The 16,025-nt window shown below is 44.3% G+C and carries 12 protein-coding genes; 6 read left to right on the top strand and 6 right to left on the bottom strand.

The window, feature by feature from the left end:
* Positions 1-257: 257 nt before the first annotated feature.
* Positions 258-1,115, bottom strand: a complete 858-nt coding sequence (gene yghU / locus A142_RS15465; RefSeq protein WP_017064768.1) for a glutathione-dependent disulfide-bond oxidoreductase — start codon at positions 1,113-1,115, stop codon at positions 258-260.
* Positions 1,116-1,398: 283 nt separating this feature from the next.
* On the opposite strand from yghU, the gene A142_RS15460 reads away from it, so the two are divergent.
* Positions 1,399-1,743 (top strand): YajD family HNH nuclease, encoded by a 345-nt coding sequence (locus A142_RS15460; RefSeq protein ID WP_017060876.1) that lies wholly within the window; start codon positions 1,399-1,401, stop codon positions 1,741-1,743.
* 180 nt (positions 1,744-1,923) lie between these two features.
* Here the strand turns inward: A142_RS15460 and A142_RS15455 are convergent, their stop codons facing one another.
* A complete protein-coding gene (locus A142_RS15455) occupies positions 1,924-2,304 on the bottom strand; it encodes a hypothetical protein (protein ID WP_019825798.1) in 381 nt (126 codons plus the stop codon).
* 594 nt (positions 2,305-2,898) lie between these two features.
* Between A142_RS15455 and A142_RS15450 the strand changes: the two genes are divergently transcribed.
* The 3 genes from A142_RS15450 to A142_RS15440 all read left to right on the top strand — a co-directional run bounded on the left by A142_RS15450 (position 2,899) and on the right by A142_RS15440 (position 8,414).
* Positions 2,899-4,137, top strand: a complete 1,239-nt coding sequence (locus A142_RS15450; protein WP_019825796.1) for an L-lactate MFS transporter — start codon at positions 2,899-2,901, stop codon at positions 4,135-4,137.
* A 57-nt stretch (positions 4,138-4,194) separates the two neighbouring features.
* Positions 4,195-5,859 carry a VRR-NUC domain-containing protein gene (locus A142_RS15445; RefSeq protein ID WP_019825794.1) on the top strand — a complete coding sequence of 555 codons (1,665 nt, stop codon included), beginning with the start codon at positions 4,195-4,197 and terminating at the stop codon, positions 5,857-5,859.
* Between the two features lie 200 nt (positions 5,860-6,059).
* On the top strand, positions 6,060-8,414 hold the full coding sequence (locus A142_RS15440) for a fatty acid cis/trans isomerase (protein WP_019825792.1): 2,355 nt from the start codon (positions 6,060-6,062) through the stop codon (positions 8,412-8,414).
* A 174-nt stretch (positions 8,415-8,588) separates the two neighbouring features.
* Here A142_RS15440 and torS read toward each other — a convergent pair whose 3' ends face one another.
* Complete coding sequence (gene torS, locus A142_RS15435) at positions 8,589-11,606, bottom strand: TMAO reductase system sensor histidine kinase/response regulator TorS (protein ID WP_019825790.1); 3,018 nt, start codon at positions 11,604-11,606, stop codon at positions 8,589-8,591.
* A 64-nt stretch (positions 11,607-11,670) separates the two neighbouring features.
* Entirely contained in the window at positions 11,671-11,835 is a 165-nt protein-coding gene (locus A142_RS25735; RefSeq protein WP_241813117.1) for a hypothetical protein, read from the bottom strand.
* On the opposite strand from A142_RS25735, the gene torT reads away from it, so the two are divergent.
* Both torT and A142_RS15425 read left to right on the top strand, forming a co-directional pair.
* Positions 11,780-12,727 carry a TMAO reductase system periplasmic protein TorT gene (gene torT, locus A142_RS15430; protein WP_231625674.1) on the top strand — a complete coding sequence of 316 codons (948 nt, stop codon included), beginning with the start codon at positions 11,780-11,782 and terminating at the stop codon, positions 12,725-12,727. The genes A142_RS25735 and torT overlap by 56 nt on opposite strands.
* Positions 12,728-12,787: 60 nt before the next feature.
* The gene (locus tag A142_RS15425) at positions 12,788-13,243 is read left to right on the top strand and encodes a methylglyoxal synthase (RefSeq protein ID WP_017064778.1); all 456 of its coding nucleotides are present in this window, start codon (positions 12,788-12,790) and stop codon (positions 13,241-13,243) included.
* A gap of 120 nt (positions 13,244-13,363) precedes the next feature.
* Here the strand turns inward: A142_RS15425 and A142_RS15420 are convergent, their stop codons facing one another.
* The gene (locus A142_RS15420) at positions 13,364-13,714 is read right to left on the bottom strand and encodes a VOC family protein (RefSeq protein WP_019825786.1); all 351 of its coding nucleotides are present in this window, start codon (positions 13,712-13,714) and stop codon (positions 13,364-13,366) included.
* 84 nt (positions 13,715-13,798) lie between these two features.
* The gene (gene helD, locus A142_RS15415) at positions 13,799-15,874 is read right to left on the bottom strand and encodes a DNA helicase IV (RefSeq protein WP_019825784.1); all 2,076 of its coding nucleotides are present in this window, start codon (positions 15,872-15,874) and stop codon (positions 13,799-13,801) included.
* Positions 15,875-16,025: the final 151 nt, after the last annotated feature.

Raw genomic sequence — 16,025 nt, 5'->3', positions numbered from 1 at the left:
TTTTAAGTGGACCGTTATCTTATAGATTTACTCCATCTCGATGACTATCGTTTTTTGTCTTAACCACAAAGACCATTTCTCATAAGCGATTGAATAAGATAAACAAAATGATAATTGAGACTCTCATTCCAATTGCAAAACCTCTCCCTACCTTAAAACGGAAAAACGCCATATCTCGATTGAGATATGGCGTTTCAATTAGCCATTAACATTAAGACCGATAGGGTATGTCTGCCAAAAACACGTTCAAAAAAGAACTAAGGCTTAAGCTTTAAAACTCGGTCAATGTCTTCTGCAGAATGGCGCTCTGGTACTTGCTCCCACTCTTCGCCAAATGAACGGTTAACCACTCGGCCGCGTTGGAAGCCTTCGCGCGCTTCTAGCTGCTTCGCCCAGCGTACGACGTTGGTATAGGACTCTACTTGCAGGAATTCGGCTGCATCGTAGATTTTGCCTAGCACAAGGTTGCCATACCAAGGCCAAATCGCGATATCAGCGATGCTTAGCTCGTCACCCGCCACAAATGTGTTATTTGCGAGCTGTTTGTCTAACACATCTAGCTGACGTTTAGCTTCCATCGCAAAGCGGTTAATTGGGTACTCTTGCTTTTCATCCGCGTAAGCGTAGAAGTGACCAAAGCCACCACCTAGGAATGGCGCAGAACCTTGTGCCCAGAACAACCAGTTAATGGTTTGTGTTCTTGCTGCCCCTTCTTTTGGTAAGAAGTGACCAAATTTTTCTGCTAGATGCATCAAGATAGATGCCGATTCGAAAACATTAACGTCTTCGTCACCAGACTTGTCGACAAGTGCTGGTATTTTAGAATTTGGATTCACGCCAACAAAGCCAGAAGAGAACTGATCAGCCTCACCGATGTTGATCAAGTACGCATCATATTCAGCTTCTTTAACACCCGCCGCTAACAACTCTTCCAGCAAAATAGTGACTTTTTGACCGTTAGGTGTGCCAAGAGAATACAATTGAAAAGCATGGTCACCAACAGGAAGCTCTTTATCAAAGCGAGCTCCAGATTCAGGACTATTGATGTTTGCCCATTTGTTACCACCAGCAGTATCGTTAACCCAAACTTTTGGCGGAGTGTATTGTTCTGACATGATATTTCCTTATTAATATAGGGGCTCACAAACTGATATTAGGTCACATGTCTGCGGTTAAAACCCCTGAATACGATTTATTTTCAAACTGTTAAGCATGGCTTATTCCAGAAAGACATAACCCGCTTAAGCGTTAGTGTGTAAAAGATAAGTCCGTATTCAAACTTCAGTCTAATATCGGAAAATCCCCCGCATCATTTAACAATGATTTACGAACGACATACCGACAGCTTCAAGAAAGCTGTGATAAAATCGGGATATTACAATTGATAAGGATTTGGCAATGTCTTCTGATTTCACAGGTTCGAGTGCAGCGTATGCTCGCCAAGAGAAAGGCTACCGCGAAAAAGCATTAAAACTGTACCCTTGGGTTTGTGGTAAATGTGCGCGTGAATTTGTTTACTCAAACCTCCGAGAGCTTACCGTTCACCACGTGGATCACGACCATACAAACAACCCTGAAGATGGCAGCAACTGGGAGCTACTGTGCCTGTACTGTCACGATCATGAGCATTCAAAATACACTGACCATGAGCGTTATGGTGTGGATGCAAAAGCGAGTTTAGATGATCATCAGTCAGCGACACACAACCCGTTCGCCGATCTCGCTAAGATGATGAAGAAGTAACACACCTTCAGAGTTGCCTTTGGTAGATGGTAACTGCTAGATAATAGATAAATAATAAGAAACCCCAGTATGTCACCATATTGGGGTTTCTTTTATCTGCCGTCATAACCAAATAATAGAGTTCAGATAGGCAGGATCAAAAAAGCCTTCCGAAGAAGGCTTTTTAAGAATCAAATCGAATTACGCAGCCGCTTGTTTGCGAGACTCTTCTACCTGTTTAGCGCGCTTTTTCATCGTCAGTTTATCGCGGTACGCAAACCAAACGTAAGACACGACCACTAAGAAGAACAGATATGACAATGAGAAAATGAACGGCGATTGAATGATATCGTTCGAGATACCCCAAGAAACACCGATAACAGTCACTGCAATTTTCGCAAAAAAGCCACACATCAATAGCACTAATGCCAACTGTGGGAAACGCGTACTGCGGAATGCAAGCCAGTAGCAACTACCAACTGCTAGAGCCGCAACATAGAAGCCGAATAGGAAAGAGTGAATATGGTCAGCTGCCGCTACACCACCAGAAATTGACATCAATAAAATTAAAAACAGTTTCATAATACTCGCCTCACCATAAGTTGGAAACGCATCCTTTCAAATTTGGAATCTCAGTTTGCGTACTATTTTCCCACTTTTTACGGACAACACAACCCCTCCAATCGAACAAAATGTAAGCAAAGGTGCTAACAAAAAACACCCTTAACAATTACGTAACATTTTGTTTTTAATAAAACTCCGTTACTCCTTGTCTCATATGAACAAAGCGCTATTTCGATTTATTTTGTTACACAAATTTAACCTTGGAAATTAATTAAAATTATTTGTAACTCTGTGATATCCGCACGGAATACGTGTCTATTCAAAAACCATCACCTCAAAATCCCTGAAATAATAAGAAAACAGAGCGAAAAATAACAAAACAGAAAGGTGTTGAATACATTTTAAAGACCAATAAAAAACAACTCATTAACAAGCTGAATTTAATTTACCGAAAATGGAAAAAGAGATTCCAATCACATTTTTATTGGTTATAATCCGCGCTCTTTTGCGCTATCTGTTGATAAACGCAAACTAATTTTGAAGAAACAATCACAATAACCCGTCTTTAGTTAAGTGGCTCTCCACTAACCGATGACAAAACTGAGAATAAAAATGAGCAAGATTGATAAAGCAACACGTATCCTGCTAGCAGGCTTCTGTATCAACCTTTGTCTTGGCATCCTGTATGCTTGGAGTGTATTTAACAAAGCGCTAGTAACTGAAGCTGGTTGGAGTGCTGCTGAAGCATCTTCACCTTACGCTATTGCAACTATCACATTCTCTGTTTGTCTTCTTGTTGCGGGCATCCTACAAGACCGTATGGGTCCACGTAAGATCCTTATCCTAGGTACAGCGCTTACAGGCCTAGGTATGATTGCTTCTGGTTTCGCTACAACGCCTATGATGCTGAACATCACGTTCGGTATTATGACAGGTGCTGGTATCGGCTTCGGTTACGCATGTCTTTCTCCATCTGCAATGAAGTGGTTCCACTCTTCTAAGAAAGGTATGGTTAACGGTCTTATCGCAGCAGGCTTCGGTCTTGCAGCTATCTACCTAGCACCAGTAACTTCTGCGCTAATCGACAGCATGGGTATCCAAACTAGCTTTATGATTCTTGGTGTTGGTGTACTTGCAATCGCAGTACCTCTAGCAGCAACAATCAACAACCCACCAGCGGATTACACGCCAGCTGAGCCTAAAGTAAAAGCAGGCCAAGCTCCTAAAGCGGTTAAGAAGACTGAAGACCTAACTTGGAAAGTAATGCTGAAGACTCCTCAGTTCTACTCTCTATGGATCATGTACGCATTCGCTGCATCTGTTGGTCTAATGATCATCGGTAACATCACTACGATTGCTAGCGTTCAAGCTAACCTGCCAAACGCAGTTTACCTAGCGTCTATCCTTGCAGTATTCAACTCAGGTGGCCGTGTTGCTGCGGGTATGCTTGCAGATAAAATCGGTGGCGTACGTACTCTACTTCTAGCGTTCATCCTTCAAGGCGCGAACATGGCTCTATTCGCTACGTTCAACTCTGAATTCACGCTAATCATTGGTACAGCTATCGCAGCTGTTGGTTACGGTACGCTTCTAGCAGTATTCCCAACTCTGACTGCTGAGTTCTACGGCCTGAAAAACTACGGTACTAACTACGGCGTACTTTACACGGCATGGGGTATTGGCGGCGCTATCGGTGCAGCAGTTGTTGGCTTCTCAATGTCAAACGGCGAAGGTTACGGCCTAGCTTACACAATCTCTGCAGTTATGATGGCAGTGTGTATTGTTCTAGCAATCATCACTAAGCCAATCTCTGAAGCTAAAGTTGCTGAACTAAAAGCATCGCAAGCTTAATCAACAGAAAAGATTGAATTTGTTACTGAAGAGCTTAACCTTAGGGTTAGGCTCTTTTTGTATCAAGCGACTTCTCCATTGACGACCGAAACCACTCTTCAGCTCTCCCCTACTTATTATCTCGACAACTTCAATCGACTGGTTGAACACGCTCAAACGCTCTATCCCGATCTTCTGAGTGACGATGAATGTCGTTGGTTGTCCGCATACAAACGTCTTTCAGTTTCAAGCCAATGCTTAATGGTTCGTTTGCTTTCTCGTAAAGGGCGTTGGTTTCGCAGCGATAAACTCAACTATGTTGAGATTTCTGATTTAAATAGCTCACTACAAGAGCTAAGCACCGCAGGCTTCATTGCGTTGAGTCACCCCGAAGAACAGCATGACCTCGCCATTAGTGAGATCGAGCTCGGGTTGCACTTGCTCACCAAACCAGAGCTGTTGAATGTATTCCCCGCCCTTAAGAGCCATAGAACTGCCAAGAAAGATGATCTGTTGTTACTGCTTGATCAGCAACCTTTTGATCAATTTCAAGTCCTCCCTTTCGACTGTATTTACGTCGTCGAAGCTCAAGTTATCGATGTTTTGCTGTTACTGTTCTTTGCCAACACCTATCAAGAATTAAGCCAATTCGTCTTAAGCGATCTTGGGCTCAATACCTTTGAGAACTACCCATTAAGCAAGCAGCGCCGCTTCTTCACTTCCAGAGATCAACTCAATCAATTACTCCAGATGCGCGATATTCAACGCTTGTATTCAGAAGGTAACCGCAAAGACGATGACTTTCTGGAACTACTTTTAAACTCGATTCCTGAAGAATCAGAACACAGAAGCATTGCCAGAAAACGATCGCGTTTGATCAATAATATTGCTCGCGATCTAGAAAGACTTAAGCTAAACGACCAAGCTATCTTTTGGTTCAGACAATCTACACTTCCTCCCAGCAGAGAACGACTTGCGCGCATCTACGACAAGCAAGACGAGCTAGACTTAATGTGTGACATTGTCACGCAAATGAAAGCTGCTCCATCGGATGTGTCAGAGTTAGAAGTCGCCATTAAGCTTGAAGACAGGCTACTACGGAAACAGGGGCACAAAGTATCACGAACCATAAAGCCGATCTGCAAAGAGATAAGACTGGAATTGGACCTCAGCCAAACTCGAGTAGAGCTTGCGGTAAAGCAGCATTTTGAGAACCAAGGTTGGGACGTCTACTTTTGTGAAAACAGTTTTCTGTGTGGCTTGTTTGGTTTGGCTTTCTGGGATGTCATTTTCGCAGACGTTGAAGGCGCCTTTATCAATCGATACCAACATCGACCATTGGATCTGTACCATTTAGATTTCGTAGACAAGCGAGCCGAACAGGTTGAAGCCTTGTTTCAGACGATATCCAAACATGGGCTAAACCATTTGCTCAATACTTACGATGAAAAGCAAGGTATCGCGAATCCCTTTGTTCATTGGAATTATTTTCCTAAGGAACTCATCGAACACAGCTTGGCTTCGATTCCAAATACCCTAGTTGTCGATCTCTTCAAAGTGATATTGAGTGATTTAAAGCTATTTAGAACTGGGATGCCGGATTTAATTGCGTTCAAGGGCGGTGAGTTTCATTGGATTGAAGTCAAAGGCCCTGGCGATAAACTGCAAGACAACCAGTGGCGCTGGATCAAAGAGTTTGAGCGATTGTCTGTCCCTTTCTCTGTTTGTTACGTCAATCAATGAGTCTTACTCTTAGCTCATGGCTGTTAGCTCTTAGTGCTTAATCTGGCTGGGTCTAAGCCCTAATTTATGAGCAAAAGCGAGTGACGTGCATCGACAAGTTACTCGGTTCCATCAAGATCTTATCTATAAGATTGTTAGAACATGAGCATTTTCAATCATTTTCGATATAATTAGAGAAAATGCTTAATATATAAATACGTATGAATTTGAAAAAACTCTTCATTTTAGCTTTTGTTAGCGTCTTCTCAGGTTGTGCCGTCTACGCAGGTTTAAACTTCGACGAGTTGTTTGGTGAGCAACAAGTACGCGATCGCCAAGCCCCTATTCTTTCGGCTCAAGCACAGCACTTCATTAACGAAGTAAAACCCATCATTGATAACCGATGCGTGGTTTGTCACGCTTGTTATGATGCGCCCTGCCAGTTAAAGATGTCTTCAGTAGAAGGTATAGACCGAGGTGCAAGCAAAGCACTCGTTTATCAAGGTACCCGTTTAACTGCTTCTGCCCCTACTCGCTTGTTTGAAGATGCTATAACCACACAAGAGTGGCGTGATGCGGATTTTCATCCTGTCCTCAATGAGCGTATGCAGAACTCAACCGCTAACCTCGATGCAGGTCTTGTTTCTCGTATGTTGATCCAGAAAGAGAATCACCCTCTACCCGATCAAACCCAGCTAGAAGGTTTCGACTTTTCAACCGATCGCGACCAACAATGCCCAACGATTGAAGAGTACGCCCAATACGAGAGAGATTACCCAACTTGGGGCATGCCTTATGGGATGCCGAATTTAGATAAAACCGAATACGCGACTTTAATGAGTTGGTTGGAAAATGGCGCGTTAATGAACGACCACATTCCGCTGAATGATGCGGAACAAGAGCTCGTTAATGTCTACGAAAGCTTTTTAAATAAGAGCGACAATAAGAGCCAACTTTCAGCACGTTACATCTACGAGCACCTGTTTTTATCTCATGTCTATTTTTCTGATTTAGCTCAGCCAACACGCTTCTTCACTGTTGTTCGCTCTGCAACACCTCCGGGTGAAGCGGTACAGCGCATCACGACTCGTCGCCCTTATGACGATCCAAAAGTAGACCGTGTTTACTACCGTCTGATTCCAGAACAAGGCACTATCGTCGACAAAACGCACATGCCTTTCGCACTTAATAAAGAGCGTCTACAAAAGTGGAATACCTGGTTTGTTGACGCGAATTACGAAGTAAAACAACTTCCTAGTTACGACATCGATGTTTCAGCTAACCCAATGACATCATTTGAAGCGCTGCCAGTAAACTCGCGCTTCCACTTCATGTTGGATAACGCGCAAAACACCATCATGGCCTACATCAAAGGACCTGTGTGTCGTGGTCAACTTGCCTTGAACGTGATTAACGACCGTTTTTGGGTTTTCTTCATCGACCCAGAGAAAGCCGATTTACCAGAAATAAATGCCTTCTACGCGAGCCAAAAGAAAAACTTAAAGCTGCCTAGCGAGCTAAAAAGCAACACCGTACCTGTGACCAACTGGGTAAGATACGCGAAGCAACAAGCGCGATACTTAAACGCGAAATCCGACTTCACTAATCAATGGTTCGAAAGTGGCGTGAACCTAGACACTGGCATCATTTGGGATGGCGATGGCATCAACCCGAATGCTGCTCTCACCGTCTTTAGGCACTTCGATAGCGCCTCTGTTGTACAAGGGTTAGTTGGCACGCAACCTAAGACTGCGTGGATTCTTGATTATGCTCTTCTAGAGCGTATTCATTATCTTCTCGTTGCGGGCTTCGATGTTTACGGCAACTTTGGCCACCAACTGATTACACGCATGTTCATGGACTTCTTGCGTCTTGAAGGTGAGAGTAACTTCTTAACCCTTCTTCCTAAAGACGTTCGCCACATTGAACACTCTAGTTGGTACCAGAACCAAAGCGCACAACTGAGTGACTACTTGCAACGAAACATAGCACCTTTTGATCAGCCGACCAGCGTAGTTTACAAAACGGCTGATCCGAAGCGTGAACTGCTTAATATGATCAAAGATAAGCTCGCACCTGTTCTCGATAATCGCTTTGAGATTGTTGAAACGGGTTTTGGTAGAAAGAATGAAGCACTGCTTAATCAAGTGAATTTGATTAAGGGAGAAGGCCTGCGCCATGTGCCTCAATTAGTGATGATCATGATTGAAGGTGAAAACGGCGAAGAACAGCTGTTCACCATGATTCACAATAACGCGCACAGCAACATTTCTAGCTTGTTTAATGAAGAAGGTAACCGTGATTACGCCAATGATGACTTAACCCTCGTAAGAGGCGTTGTCGGTAGCTACCCTGCGGCTTACCTGTCATTAACCGAGAGCGAGATTCCGACTCTGGTCAAAACGCTGCAAAACTTAAACACGGAAGAGGACTACGTGGCGCTGCTAGACAAGTTTGCGGTACGACGCAGTTCTAGCGAGTTCTGGCCATTCAGTGATCGCGTTCATCGTTGGTATCAACAAGACCAACCGATCGAGTTTGGTTTGTTGGATTACAACCGCTTTGAAAATAGATAATAAGTAATAAGCCTTGGTTTTAGTTCAAGCTCTTGGGAGAGATTAGTTTTAAGAGGCTAGTCGTTATGAAAGAAGGCTCACTTGCTCGATACAAAAAATCCTCTGACGATATTCGTACAGAGGATTTTTTGTTGGTCTTGCTGATTGGGTATTGCTTAAAACAAACTTACACCATTAAGCAGAAACATAAGGGAGGAGGGCCTCTAACGAATCTTTAACCAATTCGGATAAAGCTTGGTCGTTATCTCTGTAATGCAGTAATGGGGCTTCACTTGCTTCAATGCTCTGACATAAACTGTACAGTGCTGATAAACCCAAGCTACCTGCAGATCCTTTAAGCTTGTGCGCCAAAGACTTCACTTCTCGTCCATTATCGGCTTCACTCGCCTCGACTAATTCATTCAAAGTAAGGTTGCTGCTCTCCTCGAAAAGCACAACGATTTGCTTCATTTTCTCTAAACCAAGAATCGATAGGTCACCCTCTATCACTTTGGAATCGATCAGTTTCACCGGAGTGTCTCCTTCATCTTGAGCGTCAGTAGTCGTCGCGCGTTTCGTCAAAACATCAGCCACCTGTGTCGAGTGCAGTTCATCATGGTTGCTCTTAATAACACGGTTACCGTTTTGCTTACAAACGGCATCGTTTGGATCGGGCTGTGGCAACAATAGTGTTTCACCATCGAGTTGAGCAACGATGAGCTGAGAAAGCGCTTCTTTTTCAAGCGGTTTAGGCAAGAAACCATCAAAACCAGACGACAAGTAGCTTTCCACTTCTTCGTTAAACACATGAGCCGATACTGCGATCATTGGGGGTACTTTTCGAATTACGTCTTCTTCACTTTTATGCTGAAGCGCATCGTCTTTGAGTTGTTGAATTAACTCGACGCCATCGCAGTCGGGTAAGTTAATGTCCACCAGCGCAATATCGAACTCTTGCTCACTGAATATGGCTCTCGCTTCTTGTCCGGTTGTCGCAATCACAACCTCGTGCCCCAAGTTATGCAAGAAGCCTTCAGCAACGATGCAGTTTACGGGGTTATCTTCAATCAGAAGTACTTTAGCTCGAATACACGCTTCAATGACCGGTACTTTCGTTTCTATCTTCTCACCGGCTTCAAGTGGCAGTGAGAACCAGAACTGGCTACCCTCGCCTTCTTCAGAATGAACGCCAATATCCCCGTTCATTGCCAACATGATGCTTTTACTGATCGCTAATCCAAGCCCTGTGCCGCCGGTTTTGTTGCGACCGCTATCGGTTTGGGTAAAGGCATCAAACAGACAAGCTTGTTCGCTAGCATCAATACCGACACCTGTATCTGACACTTCAAACATCACTCGATTTTCATCTTCGATATCTAAGCTGATAAAGATATCGACCGAGCCACTTTCCGTAAACTTAATCGCGTTACCGACCAAATTATTCAAGATTTGGCTGATTCGCGTTACGTCACCACGCCAATAGCGTTGCACATCACTTTCAATATGGAAATCAAAGTTCAGCTTCTTCTCAGCGGCACGCCCTTCCATCAATTGGTAGGTATCTTGAACCATCTGATGAAGATCAAACGAAGCAGTGCGGATTTCTAAATGCCCTGCTTCAATCTTTGAGTAATCCAACACATCATTCAAAATCGCGAGTAGGTTCTTACCGCTGCGGTTAATGATGTCTGCATAGCCGGATTGCAGCGGGTCTAACCCGGTATCTTTGAGCAATCTTGCAGTACCTAATACACCGTTCATCGGCGTTCGTATTTCATGACTCATCGTCGCAAGGAAAGCGGATTTTGCGCGGCTTGCTTGTTCTGCGGCGTTACGAGCCTTAGCGTGGTTCTCTACCTCGATGTTCAGCTTCTCATTGGTCTTTTGCAGCTGGTAGGTTCGGTCTGTGACCAACTCTTCTAAGTGTTCTTTGTGCTCTTCAAGTTCGCGTTTCGCCTTTGCTTCACCCACCGCAACCACTTGTAGCGCCTGCGCGGTGTTTCTGGCAGTGATGATCGCCTCGCCCATATGAGCCAGCTCATCATTACCCTTTACCGAGATATCAATATTCAGGCGACCTTGTGCGATAGACATCAAGGCCGATGAGTATTCAGTAAGACGTTTAACAACCGAGATATACACCACTCGCCACACGATAAATGCAACGATAACCAAACCAATAACCGAAATCACAGACAGTGACCATTGAGCCAAATTCAACGTGCTGGTCAGCTCATCAACCGCTTTTTTGGTACTGCGGTTTGAATCATCAACCAGTTGGTTAACCGTTGTATTCAGCTGAGAGAACAGCTCCAACGTATTTTGCATCAGAAACTCTGACTTTTTGGTGTTCTCATATTGTTCTAATGAAATATCGAACACGACTTGGCGTTTTCTGAGCTCTTCTAGAAGCTGAGACATCTGCGCTGAACGAGTAGGATCTTCGACCGCTTTAACGCGGCGCGCCATGATTCTTAGGTTGGATTCAAATTCTGATTGGATTTGATGAATACGCTCTACGTTGGTAACGGTTTGCGTTTCTTCAATTTGGTTAAGCATTTTGAACGCCAGCAAATGCAATTCGTGTAGGCGCTCAGACAAATCAAGGTCAACCTCTACAAGCGCATCTAAGGCTTGGTAGGCTTTATCCGTTTCTTTGGATTCTAGCAGGTCATAGATATGCGTGACGTTAGCAACCGCAATGGTAGCCGTGTTCAAAACTTGGGTTCGCGTCAACTGCTCTAGCTCTTCGGCCAATAGGCCCATCTCTTCGACACGAGACGACAACTCTTTGCTTAACCAAAGCTTACGCTCAACCGACACCCCCAACTCAGCCAGTGTGTTAATAACGCTTTGAACATTGTTTTCGAGTTTATTGAGGAGCTGAGAATCGAAACTGTCGACACCAAGCTCTTTGATATGTTGAAGAAGCGACTCAAGTTGGTCAAACAGTACGGTGCCAGCCTCTTTTCTTTCGGCCTCGTTTCTCGCATTAGAAAGTGTTTGTACTGACGAAATAATACGGTTACTCAACTCAGAAACCTGACGAGCTTCGATCATGGCAGGAAGCGCCGAATCAACGACGTTTCTTTCCGTTTTGGCTACAAAGCTAAAACCAGAAACACCGATCAATGCAGACAATAGAACCAACAGTGCCATCACTAAGAATGAGGCCAGCAGCTTGCGTCCAATACTCGCTGAAGCTAACAACATAAACTCTAAACCTTAAAACGTTCTTCTTTACCCATGCAGAATACGCTATATTTTGCAGTGTTTCTTATCTAAAACCAATAAAACGGCAATTCATGCTATCTAGACCTTTCGCTTCAATAATTCTTCTCTCACTACTGGCCTCAGTGACTACTGTCGCAAGTGCTAGCGAGCCTTTGAGCCCAATAAAACCAGCCGAAGCCACATCACACAAAGAGAAAATTTGTGCCATTTATCCGCACCTCAAAGACTCTTATTGGTTGTCGGTAAACTATGGAATGATCTCTGAAGCAGAAAAGCAGCAAGTTGAGCTAAGAGTTTTGGAAGCTGGCGGTTACCCCAACGTGGCCAAACAAGCCTCGCAACTGGTGCTTTGCACACAATGGGGAGCCGATGCCATTATTTTAGGCACCGTTTCACCCGATGCATACCATGACAATCTCAGTGATTGGGTTGGCTCGACACCTGTGTTTGCTACGGTGAATGAGTTAACCGTCAATGAAGAACAACAGAAGGTACTGAAAGGCACAGTCGGTGTCGATTGGTACCAAATGGGATACCAAGTCGGAGAGTTTTTGTCGAAACGACACCCGAAAGGATCAGGCGAAACACCTATCGCCCTGTTACTTGGCCCACAAGCGAGTGGCGGCACTAAGCCTGTAGCGCTGGGGTTTTATGATGCGATCAAGTCGAGTGATATCAAAATTGCGATCAGCTATTGGGCAGATAACGATAAAGAACTTCAAAGAAATCTAGTACAACAGGTGATCGAGGAGCCGGATATACAATATATAGTCGGAAGTGCCGTCGCGATTGAAGCAGCGATCAGTGAGCTACGAGCGGCCGATAAAACCGAAGAGATTGGGTTAATTTCGAGTTACTTAAGTCACGGAACCTACCGTGGTTTACTTCGTAACAAGGTACTTTTTGCGCCAACCGATAAAATGGTTGAGCAAGGTCGCTTGTCGGTAAAACAAGCCACGAGTTACTTACGCGGTCAACCTTACGAGCAACACAGCGCACCGATTATCGAAGCGCTGACACCTGCAACTCTCAAAGATCAAATTATCGCCGACTCATTGTCACCTTCTGAGTTTCGTCCGGTATTCAGTGTGAATCCTTAGTGCTATATTGGCTGAAGAACTCAAAACAATAAAAACGAAACAACAATTTAGGGAACATTCATGCAAAAAACGACGCGCACTATGCCAACACATAAGCATATCGCTTTGGTCGCTCATGACCACTTCAAACCTGAGCTACTAAGATGGGTCAAAGAGAACAAAGAAAAACTACAAAAGCACTTCCTTTACGCAACGGGCACGACTGGTTCTTTACTAAGTAAAGAGACAGGCTTAGCAATCAAAAGCATGATCAGCGGCCCTATGGGCGGTGACCAACAACTTGGCGCGCTTATCTCTGAAGGCAAGATCGATATGCTGATTTTCTTCTGGGATCCACTTAATGCTGTACCACATGACCCAGACGTAAAAGCACTGCTTCGTATCGCAAGTGTTTGGAACATTCCTGTGGCCACTAACCGCGCTACCGCTAATTTCTTGTTTAACTCTTCACTGCTTGAAGAAGAAGTAATCATCGAGATCCCAGACTACGAAGCGTACCTAGCTGAGCGCACGTAATCGCACGTTAAATGTGCTCTCTACTGAACAGACTAAAAAGCCTGCATTTTATCGCAGGCTTTTTTATGTCTCGTTTTCAGACATTAAACAGTTCAATCATAAAACAGTGCGAGAGTCTCTCTATTTATCGCTCCACACTGCCATCTCGTTACCACTTGGCTCTCTGAAATGGAAACGTCTGCCACCGGGAAAGCTAAAGATCTCACGGTTTATCTGACCACCAGCATCAGTTACATCGCGCTCGGTTTGCTCAAGATCTTGGCTATAGAAAACCATCAGCGCCGCGCCGTTATCCGTATTCGACGCCAGATCCGCCAAATAGAAGCCGCCCATTAAGCCTTTGCCTTCAAAAGCAGAATACTCAGGGCCATAGTCTTCAAAGTTCCAACCAAACACTTGGCTGAAAAACGCCTTGGTCGCGGCAATATCTTTCGCGGCAAATTCGATATAGTTGATTGATCCATGTTCCATATGCATGTCCTTCTGCTTTATGTCTGCAAATAAAATACAGGCGAATGCGACTTGAGCCCTTATCAAAACACCCTAGCGGGGCGACTACTTTTTACGCACCACAGGATAGTCGGAGCCGTGTAGCTCTTGTACGAAGCCAAAACCATCGCCACTGTGCGTGATCCACACTTTCTCTTTTGCTCGCGTCATTGCTACATAGAACAAACGACGCTCTTCCGCGTATGGGAACACGTCTGACGATTCAGTCAATGCACCATCAATATGCAGTTGCTTCTTCTTCGCTGGGAATTGTCCTTCATCCACGCAAAGGATAATAACGAAGTCTGCTTCTTTACCCTTACTGGCGTGGCAAGTCATGAACTTGATATCAATGGAGGTGAAGATCTTCTTCCAATCTTCCAACAACTCTGGCTTGTGGTAATGATTACGTCCAAGTAGCAACACCGATTTATTGGTTTTGCCTTTGGATTGACGGTTCAGTTGATCAAGAATCTTCTCAACTTCTTTGCTTGGCGCACTGTACACCGCCTTCTGCTTTTGTTGCTTGAAGCTGTTCAGTTCTTTCGGAATCTGAATTGGGTTTTCTTGTACAAAGCGATTGGCAACTGCACCTAGCTGATTGTTAAAGCGATAAGTGGTATCTAGGTGATGTATGGTCGAGCTTTCAAAACGATCCTTAAAGCCCGTGGTCAAATCCACATCCGCACCCGCAAATTGGTAAATCGACTGCCAGTCATCGCCTACTGCAAAAATAGAGGCTTGATGCTTGGCTTTAGACTGATTACAAAGTGCTTCAACCAAGGCAAGACGATCAGGTGAGATATCTTGATACTCATCGATCATGATGAACTTCCAAGGTGAGATAAACTTGCCTTTCTCGACATACTGAGTAGCTCGGCTGATCATGATTGAGAAGTCGATATGATTTTGTTCTTTCAGCTCCTTTTGCCACGCGGTTACACATGGCCAACACAGTGAAAGCTCGCTGTTGAGGCGCGTATAGTCTCGGTGGTCAATCAGCTGTTGCTGTACTTCTTTTTTCGTTAAACCCGACACATTTAACTGTTCAAGCTGCTTTTCAAGCCAACCGATCAATTTGAGGTTTGAAACATGGCTACCAAGCTCATCGTCACCGGTTAAATAAGCGATTGGCCATTTAGACAAATGCTTTTGCCAACGTTTAAAGTTGGTCGGTGTCATCCAGTGCTTCTTCAACCAATCAATGCACCATGCTTGGCGTTGGTTGTCATCGAGCGCTAAAGGAGAAATAACCACGCGTTCAGGTTCAACTTGATTCAGTATCTTTAAACCCAACTGGTGGAAAGTGCTGACTTGCACCTTCTCTGCTGATAAACCAATTTTGCTGTCGAGACGTTGCTTCATCTCTTCTGCCGCTTCACGACCAAAAGCGAGCAATAGCAACTCTTCAGCTTGAGCTTGATGGCTTTGCAGTAAATACGCGACGCGAGCGGTTAGAACACTGGTTTTACCCGAGCCTGCACCCGCTAAAATAAGGTTGTGATCATCATTCATCAACACCGCATATTGCTGCGATAAGTTCAGTGGTGACGACTCACATTGCGCAAACAACACTTCCCAGTTCTTTCGCTCGGTCTCTAGCCATTGCTGGTTTCTTTCAGCTTGCTTGATCTCCGTTTCAGACAACCATGGCTGCATTCTTGCGATGCGATTTGGCATGCGCTGCGCGGCCTCTTCTAGCGTCATAGTCATACTCTCTAGGCCTGAGTTGACCATATCAGCCCAAGTATTGACCTTCGAATGCGGTAGAAAAGCAGGGAGTTGCTCAAGACGTGTTAATTCAGCTTCCCACTGAGGTACGTGTTCAGCCAATTGTTCACATTGCGTGTCGTGCCACTTCTGATAAGCGGTAACTGACGCGCGTGCAAATTGACGACATTGATCCCAAGGTAAGCCTTGTACTAACCAACTGCGCTGTGTTCCATCTTGTTGATTAGCAAAAAATTGTAGCGATCCCCAAAACAATCCGCGTTTTATAGCGATCTTGCCACTCCAAATAGTAAACGGGATACGCTCTTCACTGCCTACTGAAGATAACAGCAGACGTGAACCATCAAGTTCAACCTGATGATATTCATTTTGAATAAAAAATTGTGCAGTCTTGTTAGCGCTTAGCTGCATTGGAGTGTGCTCTTAATTAGGAATATTGAATTTATATCATGATGCAATGAGAATTAATAATATCTCATATCTTATCGACGCTTTCATGACCACCTACGGGCAATTATGGATAAGTATCAAATTCTTGTGCTTGATTTCTGTTAGGATTATG

Source organism: Vibrio splendidus 12E03 (genome assembly GCF_000272105.2).
Taxonomy (GTDB): domain Bacteria; phylum Pseudomonadota; class Gammaproteobacteria; order Enterobacterales; family Vibrionaceae; genus Vibrio; species Vibrio splendidus_I.
The sequence above is the reverse complement of the archived record's forward strand: the minus strand, read 5'-3'. Positions and strand labels throughout refer to the sequence as shown.